Annotated in this window: 5 protein-coding genes and 2 pseudogenes; all 7 read left to right on the top strand. The window is 52.5% G+C overall.

The annotated features are described in order from the left end of the window. Positions 1 to 880: pseudogene (locus B3527_RS00685) on the top strand (hypothetical protein); the annotation flags it as partial. Between the two features lie 16 nt (positions 881 to 896). Then, positions 897 to 3497, top strand: a complete 2601-nt coding sequence (locus B3527_RS00680; protein ID WP_290479375.1) for an RHS repeat domain-containing protein — start codon at positions 897 to 899, stop codon at positions 3495 to 3497. Further along, entirely contained in the window at positions 3494 to 3934 is a 441-nt protein-coding gene (locus tag B3527_RS00675) for a hypothetical protein (protein ID WP_290479376.1), read from the top strand. The genes B3527_RS00680 and B3527_RS00675 overlap by 4 nt, the downstream gene beginning before the upstream one ends. 63 nt (positions 3935 to 3997) lie before the next feature. Beyond that, positions 3998 to 4370: pseudogene (locus tag B3527_RS00670) on the top strand (DDE-type integrase/transposase/recombinase). Between the two features lie 175 nt (positions 4371 to 4545). Then, entirely contained in the window at positions 4546 to 6819 is a 2274-nt protein-coding gene (locus B3527_RS00665; protein ID WP_290479377.1) for an EAL domain-containing protein, read from the top strand. A 515-nt stretch (positions 6820 to 7334) separates the two neighbouring features. After that, positions 7335 to 8771, top strand: coding sequence for an efflux transporter outer membrane subunit (locus B3527_RS00660; RefSeq protein ID WP_290479378.1), 1437 nt, complete (start codon positions 7335 to 7337; stop codon positions 8769 to 8771). A gap of 2 nt (positions 8772 to 8773) precedes the next feature. Continuing rightward, entirely contained in the window at positions 8774 to 9877 is a 1104-nt protein-coding gene (locus tag B3527_RS00655; protein ID WP_206990955.1) for an efflux RND transporter periplasmic adaptor subunit, read from the top strand. Positions 9878 to 9879 lie beyond the last annotated feature (2 nt).

Below are 9879 nucleotides of genomic sequence, written 5' to 3'. Positions count from 1 at the left end.
CAAATTACCTGACGACGGACAGTATGACGCTGAAATTGATGAGGGCATAGGTGGGCTGCAGCGCCTTCCTGGTGCGTGGGAATATGATTCCAGTGTGGTGGACGGACGTGGTTACAGTGTGATAGGCAGCGAATACGTCAGGGTTTACACACATCCAGACTATCCATCTGACATACAGTTCGAATACCCATCGTTTATCGCAGGATTTACTGACAAGACTGGGGACAAGTTTCATTTTTTCCCAGTCCCCGGTCCATACAATTACAGGTCCCAGATTGTAAAACAGATAGACCATGTTGGTGGTGGATATTCTGAAGTTTCATATGATGATCGCGGAAATGTCACGCTTCTTGAGCGCTTCAATAACGCCGGTTCGGACAGCATTCCTCAGTCTGCAAACTATGATGCCGTGTGTGCCAATCAGCTCACATGCAACCAGCCTAATTGGGTTATCGATCCTGAGGGCAACCAGACAGACTATGAGTATAATCCCGTGCATGGAAGTGTTACCAAGATCACGGCTCCTGCAGATGACCACGGTGTCCGCCCCCAAATTCGCTATTACTATGAGCAGAGGTCGCCTTGGCTTAAATCCTCTAATGGCGGCTATGTTGCGTCTGGCACTCCGATATGGGTCCTGACGCAGGAGGAATACTGCCGTACTTCGGCCGCTTCTGGAAACGGATGTTCCGCAGGTTCCGCGGATGAAGTTGTGACGACCTATGATTATGGCCCGGATTCAGGCCCAAACAATCTTTGGTTGCGCGGGAAGACGGTCACGTCAGAGGGCGTCTCATTACGCACTTGCTATACATATGATGTGTTCGGAAACCAGCATACCGAGACCACACCAAACGCCAATTTGACGTCGTGTCCTTAAGCGGGGGAATATACCAATGCTAAGTTTCATGAGAACCTTCCTGTCGATTGGTGGGCTATTTTTGCTGGCGGGGATTGCGCAACCTCAGACTCCTGACGGCACATCGCCTTATACAATCCATATGCGCTATGATGATGCGAAACGCCTCGTGGGTACGATTGCGCCGGATCCTGATGGTGTCGGTCCGTTGGGGTTTCCGGCAATGCGAACAATTTATAACTCGCTGGGGCAGGTTGCCTGGGTTGAGAACGGTGAGCTCAGTGCCTGGCAAGCGCCTGATATAGCGCCTGCAAACTGGAGCGGGTTCACAATATTTACAAAGATAAACTATGAATATGACGCTTGGGGACGGCAGACCAAAGAAGTCGCCTATGGCGGAACATCCATAAAGACTGCCTCACAGTCGAATTACGATGCATTCGGACGTGTTGTCTGTACTGCGCAGAGAATGAACCCAAACAGTTTCCAGTCATTGCCCGGCGATGCGTGTGCACTCGGGACGGAAGGTAGTTTCGGTCCGGATCGAATCACGCGCACCAATTATGACGAATTCGACCGTATAACATCGGTCGAGCGTGCTGTTGGCACGCCGCTCCAGCAGACGTATCAATCTTACACCTACAAAGACTTCCACGAGCTGGCTTCCGTCACCGATGCAAACGGCAACCGTACCGAGTACGAATATGACGACTTCCATCGACTGGAAAAAACCGTATTTCCATCCAAGACCAATACCGGCTCAGTCAATTCAAGTGACTATGAAATGTACGGGTACGATGACAAGGGAAACAGAACATCACTGCGTAAGCGCGATGGCCAGATAATCGGCTATCAGTATGATGATCTTAATCGCGTAACACGGAAGGACATTCCTGGCAGTTCGCAGGATGATGTCTATTACGACTACAATCTCCAGGGATTACGGAAGTATGCCCGGTTCGCTTCGTCCGCGGGTGCGGGGATTTCAAATGAGTATGACGGTTTTGGACGTCTCAAGGACACGAGCAACGCCTTCCTGAACAAGACGATAAAATATGATTACGACAATGATGGCAATCGCACTTATGTCGAGCATCCTGACGGTGTGTTCTTCGCCTATGGTTATGATGGTCTCAATCGCCTGGATTCTATTTCGGCTAACGGGTCTGTTCTTCAGGCCGAGGCGACATACAATGCGCGTGGCCTGATATCCGAAGTTCAGCGCGGCGGTTCTGGCTCGATCACAGGCCTGAGCTATGACAGTCTCTCCAGACTCAAGTCCTATACGCATGATTTCAGCTTGTCATCTGATGATGTGACGACTGGCTTTGAGTTCAATCCTGTTAGCCAGATTGTTGAGAAAGGACTGAGCAATGTCGACTATGTCCATACCGGCCCTCGGGCGATTTCTGGCGCGTATGAAGTAAATGGCCTCAATCAATACGAGAGTATTGCGGGGAGTAACTATACGCATGATGCAAACGGTAATCTGACATCGGATGGTGAGACCACTTATCTATATGATGTTGAGAACCGTCTGATATCGGTGAGCGGGCCAGGCAACAGCGCAACGCTGACCTATGATCCCTTGGGGCGTTTGCAGAGCAATACGGTCAATGGCGTTGTTACCCGCTTCCTTTATGACGGTGACGCGCTCATCGCGGAATATGATGCGGCCGGCACACTGCTGCGGCGCTATGTGCATGGGTCGCGGGTGGACAGCCCTTTGGTCTGGTATGATGGGAGCGCAGCAAATGATGCGCACTATTTCCATGCGGATCATCAGGGGTCGATCATTGCGGTATCGAATGCGGCGGGGGATCAGGTTTGGTCAAGCACCTACAGTCCGTTCGGCGTGCCCTCCGACACGGCGTTTGGCAGGTTTGCCTATACCGGCCAGATCGAGCTGACGGGGCTGGACCTCTACTACTACAAAGCCCGCATCTATGACCCCGCCCTCGGCCGGTTCTTGCAGACAGACCCGATCGGTTATGAGGACCAGATGAACCTCTATGCTTATGTCGGGAACGATCCGTTGAATGCTACAGACCCTACCGGGATGGATTGCTATGGGCAGGGTTGCTACGACAATTACTACTTTGCACGAGAGGCCTGCTTTGACTGCAAAACGTGGGAAGACATAGCGGTCGCAGTGGGTTCGCTGCCCCTGCTAATTGTGCCCGGCCCTGAAGATGTCGCGATCGGCTTCTACTTGGGGTCGAAAATTGGTCAAACAAGCATGAAAGTCGGACCGAAGTTTGTTGGTGCTGCGCGAGGTTTTCTCGGCAGTTGGGGCAATAAGAGCGCCGATTTTGCAGGTGGTGCTTACAAAAACCTGACCGGCAATAGCGCTAAAGGCTTAGAGTGTCATCATTGTCCTGCAAATTCGGTTTCACCCCTCTCCAAAAGTGATGGTCCTGCTATTCAAATGGAAAAAGGCGATCACCAAATGACTGCGAGTTGGGGTAGTTCGAAAGACGCTCATGCATATCGAACCCGCCAATCAGAAATGATAAAGGACGGAGATTTCAAGGGTGCTCAGCAGATGGATGTTAACGACATTCAAAGCAAATTCGGTGACAAGTACGATAAAGCGGTAGATCAAATGCTTGACTACACAGAAGAAATAGATCCATGATTTTGAATTTTAAAGTTTCTCCAAAGGAAGGTGTCGGGCCTATCAAGTTCGGCATGAATATCTCAGCCGTTAGGGCATTGTTCTCCGAAACACCCCGATCTTTTAATCGAACTACTTTCTCGTCTCATCCAACTGATTTCTTTGAACAACTGGGAATATTTGTCAACTATGACGCAGACGGTAAGGTTGAGGCAGTTGAATTTGATGATAAACTGAATGTTGTTTTGAACACGAAAAGTATTTCAGGATTGACCGCAAGAAGTGCGAAATCGCTGATTCAGGAATTTGGTTCGACGTTTACTGAGAGTTTTGACTCTATAGTGGCGGAGTGTTTGGGCGTAAGTTTTTGGGTTCCAGATATCAAAAATGAGGGCGAAGATGCTATGGTGAGAAGCGTTGTGGTGTTCTGTGACGGCTATTATGACGTTCCGAACTAAGATGAGGACATTGTCAGGGCAAACGCCCTAGAGGCGCAGGGGAGGGGCGATTAGCCTCGGCAAATGAGCAAAAACCCGTTCCGCTACTTCAAAACCTCTCCTGAGATCATTCAGCTCGGCGTACTGATGTATGTTCGCTTCCCGCTCTCGCTTCGGAATGTCAAAGACCTTCTCCATGAGCGCGGCATCAACATCTGCCACGAAAGTGTGAGGCTCTGGGTGGATCGGCTCGGGGCACCATCTCAATATCCGCGCCGAAAACTCACACTTGCCATTCCGAAGGCGAGAGCGGGCGATGTCTCGCTTCCGGCGCTTGCGAAGTCTTCAGAAGTTCGTTTCAATTCACTCCTCAGTGTACAATCACTTCAATCATCAAAAGATTATCGAGAGCAGGGCCGGGTTCAAATCGCTACGTGACGTCGCTCTTTTCGAATGACGCGAGCTGATCGTTGCCTGAGACCTGTTGGTCCGCGAATAAAGGAGACTGGTTCGAGTTAGTCTGACAGTACCCTTTAACAATTGTTGAATACGGAGTGGTCATTTCAACGGCTGCGCTTTCACAGATCTAAACTACGCGCTGATAACTGTAGATTCCACTACAGGTGTCAGACATGCAAGACTATGGACCACCAGCTGCCCCACGCCGTGCACGCACGTTTGTGATTGCCGCGTTGTTTTTCGGCTTCGCGGGCTTGGTGAATCTGTTCTCCCCATTGGATCTGGTGTTCAACGGAATATCCAACGGGCTCAGGTCTCCGGCGGTCGACGACCGGTTTGTCATCCTCGAAGTGAATGATGGATTCGAACACGTCGCGGCAGGCGATACCTGGTCGGATATGTTCACTAGCGAGCTTGTGTCATTTCTGAATACGCTCGATGTGGAGTCGGCAGTTATTGTCGAGCCCGTTTTCACGTCGACATCTCAATTTCCCTTGCTGACAAGGGCGCTGGAACAGCCCACGAATACCGTGTCGGTGTCCGCCGCTCCAAATCTCAAACTGGAGTCTCCATCAGAGGGATTACGAGACCACCTAACGTCCTCAAACTATTTCAAACGATACTGGGGCGGCGTCGAATTTGGGTCTTTTGGTGCCGAGTACGGCGATGTTTTCCTGCAGTCTCCGGAGAGTAAGCTCTCTGACAAAGCCGACAATATCGGCCCTTCATTCGAAATTGACTATGCTTTTGACGTTGAGGCGTTTCAGCGGCTTGATTTGAGCACTGTGCTGGCACCAGATTTCGACGCGGCGCTTGTCCGCGGGAAACGGCTTGTCGTGGCGCAAGCCAGTCAAGGCGACAACCATCCCTATTTGATGCCCTCGCAGGGAAACGGCTCGCTGGCAGAAGTCATCCTGATGGCGGCGATGACTCTGGGCGAAGAACGTCCCCTTAACGCTGGATTTCTTCCTGCCTGGCTGTTTTCTGTAGGCGTAGTGGGCTTGATGCTCAGTCGACGTTTTGGCTCCATGGCGCTGCGTTGGGCACCAGTCGCGCTGGCATGCATGATTGTGTTCCCCATTGTCATGGACATGTTTTCCATTCGCACGAGTAGCGGCCATGCGATCGGAATGATTTCGTTCGGGACATTGATCGCGTGGATGCGTTTGAAAAAGCGGGAAACTGCGAACAAAGCGTTCACGCACAATCTTTCCCATCTTCCCAGTGCGCAATGCTTGAGCGCTCATGTCGGCCAAGACCAGCGTGTCATGGTGGCAGCTGTGGTGACAAACTATGCGGCTATTTCGACTGGCCTCACTCCCGAACAAGAAGGGATCACCGCGAATACGATAGCGAATGCTTTACCGAGTTCTGGAGCCGTATATCAAGGCGACCTCGGTCAATTCTATTGGCTGCAAACCGATTTTGACGAAGCAGCAATGGAAGACCTGTTCGAAGCCACGGCGAACCAACTCAACAAGGGGGTCATTGTTGGCGAGAGAACTCTGATAGTTCAGGTTGCCTTTGGTGTTGAACGCATCGCCTCTGCCTCTTTGGCGTCGCGGCTGAAAACGGCGGAATCCGCTGCCCAGGCTGCCGCCCGACAGAGAAAAACGTACAAGCTGCATGATCAGGATGCCCAAGACGCGCTGCTGTGGCAGAGCCGGGTCCTTTTTGAAATGGATGAGGCGCTTCGTAACCGCGAGATCTATATAGCGCTTCAACCCCAGTTGAATATCCGTTCCGGAAGGATTTCAAGCGCCGAGGTATTGGTACGCTGGACACACCCGGAAATGGGCGTCATCTCGCCGGCCGAATTCGTCCAGATGGCTGAACGGGGAAAGCGCATCGACCAACTTACACAATATGTCATTCAGTCATCATTTCAGTTTCTGCGAGACGCTCAAAAAATTGATCCCGGATTCAACATCGCAGTGAATATCTCGCCCAGCCTGATCGGTAGCGCGGAATTTGAGTTCATGCTGCACGCTGCCTTACGTGTGTATGGGGTCAAGGCTAGCAGCATCATGCTTGAGATCACTGAAAACGAGCAGTTACTGAACAATTCCGGAGCCCAGGATGCTATGGGGCGGCTCAGGGACGCCGGTTTTGGGATATCCATTGATGATTACGGAGCTGGCCTGTCCACGCTGACCTATCTGTTGAAGGTGCCCGCCAACGAGGTCAAACTTGATCGAACGCTTATTAGCACGCTTCGGTACAATGAGCGTAGCCAGCTCTTGATCCAGTCTACCATCAGCGTGGCCCAATCACTGGGAATGCATGTTGTGGCCGAGGGTGTGGAAGACCCGGATACGTTGGCAATTCTTCGCACATTGGAATGCAATCTGGCGCAAGGATACTTTATCGGACAGCCCGTCGGTGCGGAAGAAATCCTGTCTATTCTAGAAAGCTCAAGTAGTGTGCAAGCTGTAGCGCAAGCTTAACATTTCCATAAAATTACTTTGAAATTTGCAAAATTCAGTTAACCTTTGACGTCTGGGGCAGATGGACTGCTCCTTAACATGTCAAAGGTTACATCATGCAGAAGCAAACAAAACCAACACAGCGCGACATCTGGGACTGGATTTTCGGAAAGCGCCCATAGGGGTAGAAGTGCTTTTAAGATAAGCACTTACCAGCGCAGCTGGTGCAAACATCGCCACCAAACGGCAGCCCTGTGTAAGGTCAGTCGTTCGGTGGTTTTTTTATGTTCGGACTCTGCGCGAGCGTCATGGCAAATAACCACCAGCGAGTGGATGAGAGATTCGATGCTGGAAACCATGGTTCGACAGCTGGGCAAGCAAATGGTCGAACATTCGAAGGAGCCTTCAGCGCTAATCGAGGCAGGCGCTGACTTGCCTGAGCATACGTGACGAATACTGCCCGGTATTCGGAGCTAACGAAGATGTGAGGACTTTGGCGCCCGAATGTAACTGGATACTAAGGTCAGTTAGGGTACATGAGCGCTATGAGATACGTCTCCTGCCACGCGTCCATAGGTGCCACTGCCATAATGCTGGCGGGGTGTGTCAGTGCGCCCGCTGGTCCGACAATGCCGGATGTGCCGGTTCAAGGAACATATCTGTCAGAAGCTGCTGATTTGAGCCTTGAGTTGGCGTGGTGGAAACAGTTTGGAGATCCGGTTCTCGATAGCCTCATCGCCCAGTCGCTATCCGCAAACAAGTCTCTCGACCAAGCCGCTGCAAATGTAAGAGTTGCTGAAGCGATTGCATCTGGAGCTCGGCTTGATCGCAGCTACTCCGCTTCTACGTCATTTGATGGAGATGTTGGGCGGTCCGCTCAGCCAGGCCAAGACGTGAGGGCCTCGATTCAAGGGGCGCTTGGAGCGAGTTGGGAGTACGATGCATTCGGTCGCATTGAAGCCCAAATCGCCGCCGCAGAATTTGATGTCGAAGCGGCTCGGCAGGCTCGCCGAGATGTTGCGGTGATCGTCGCCAGTGAGACGGCTCTGAATTATGTGCAATTGCGCGGTGCGCAAAGACGACTTGCGGTTGCGCGCAAGAATGCCGACACCCAGTCTGAAGGATTGGACCTGTTACAGACACTTTTAGACAATGGCCGGGCAACCCGACTGGATATGGAGCGAGCAGAGGCTCAGTATCGTACGACGCTCGCGTCGCTTCCTCGCTACGAGGCGGCCATAGAATCAGCCAAGAGCGCGCTCGCCGCGTTGACTGGACAGCCGGCAAATTCTCGATCGAGTCTGGTGATGGAATTGGTGACCAGCGCGGATGATATTCCAGAGCACCGCGGCGCGATCATGGCAGGGTCGGTTGAAGATCTGGTCCGCCGACGTCCGGATATTCGCAGCGCAGAAGTGGTGATCGCGCGCCAACTGGCATTGGGCGACGCTGCACGTGCGGACTTGTTTCCGACGATAACCGTCAATGCGAACGTTCTGGCTTTGTTTGATGATGCCAATGATATCGGCGATATGACGAGCTTCGGATTTGGCGTTGGCCCTTCGATAAGTTGGGCGTGGCCTGATCTCAGGCGGGTGCGGGCAAACATAGATGCGACCGACGCACGAACAGACGCGGCGATTGCGCAATATGAACAGACCGTATTGAATGCTTTGAGCGAAGTCGAATCCGCTCTCTCGGAATACACGAATGAGTTGAAGCGCCGCGACGATCTAAAGAGAGCGGCGGCATCAGCGCAGCGGGCGATAGAACTTGCGCGTCTACGGTTCGAAGAAGGTCTCGACGATTATCTGGATGTGCTGGAAGCGCAGCGAACATTGTTGACGGCGGAAGATCAGTTGGCTGAAAGCCGACTTCAGTCATCTAGCCGGGCGATTGCCGCGTATCGAGCATTGGGAGGTATAGAAATGCCGAATCAATATGGGACAGAACCCGCAATCGCGTTGGAATAGATATGTTTACCAGAAACCTGCTTTTCATTTTAGCTGCCGTGTTTGTATCGTCGCTATCAGCTCAGGCGCAGCGGGGTGGTCCCGCGAGTGTTTTCGTTGAGCCGGTACAGGAACGCAGTTTTGCGATGAGGATTGAGGCGTTGGGCACGCTAGAACCCAACGAGCAAGTCGATCTGACCCTGAATGCGGCTGACCGAGTGCGGGCGATTTATTTTGACGATGGTGATCGCGTGAAGCAGGGCAAGACCTTGCTCTCGCTTGCGCAGCGCGAACAGGCAGCACTTGTAGAAGCTGCTGAAGCAACGCTCGATGAAGCGCGGCGCCAGCAGGAACGGCTCGCGCGCCTGGCAGATCAGCAGGCTGTATCCCAGTCAGAACTCGATCAGGCAAATCGTAATCTTGATAGCGCTGCGGCACAGTTGCGTGCGGTGCAATCTCGCCAACAGGATCGCGTTCTCGTTGCTCCATTTGATGGCGTGCTAGGCTTCCGGATGGTCAGTGTTGGATCATATGTTCAGCCAGGGGATATCGTTGCGCGGCTGATAGATGACAGCGAAATGAATCTGGACTTTTCCGTGCCGTCGACATTCTTGAGAACCTTGGCCAAAGGTACGGAAATTGAAGCAAGAACAGCGGATCTTCCCGGGGAAACTTTCAATGGAGTGATTGCGTCAATTGACAACGCAATTGATCCTGTGACGCGTTCCGTTCGTGTGCGTGCCACTTTGCCCAACCCGGAGCGTCTGCTGATCTCTGGCATGTTTGTGCAGGTAACCTTGGTGGCGGATCCACGACAAGCTCTGGCTGTACCTGAAGAAGCAATACAGCCGGTAGGGCCGCGCACATTTGTATTCGTCGTTGAAAACGAAGGTGGACAACTCATCGCGCGGCGTAAGGAAGTCGAACTCGGGCTACGCCAGGCGGGGTATGTGGAAGTGATGTCAGGTCTAACGGCTGGCGAAGACGTGATTACCGAAGGTATCATCCGTGTTCGCGAGGGTGCCGCCGTGGAAATTCAGGACCAGTCAATGCTCCTTCCCAAGGCCATCAGCGGCAAGAATCGTAGCGGGGGTGCAGCCGGGTCTCCTGCTTCTACAGGTCGCTGACG

Source organism: Hyphomonas sp. UBA4505 (assembly GCF_002388685.1).
GTDB lineage: Bacteria > Pseudomonadota > Alphaproteobacteria > Caulobacterales > Hyphomonadaceae > Hyphomonas.
This window is presented reverse-complemented; position numbering and strand designations above follow the sequence as displayed.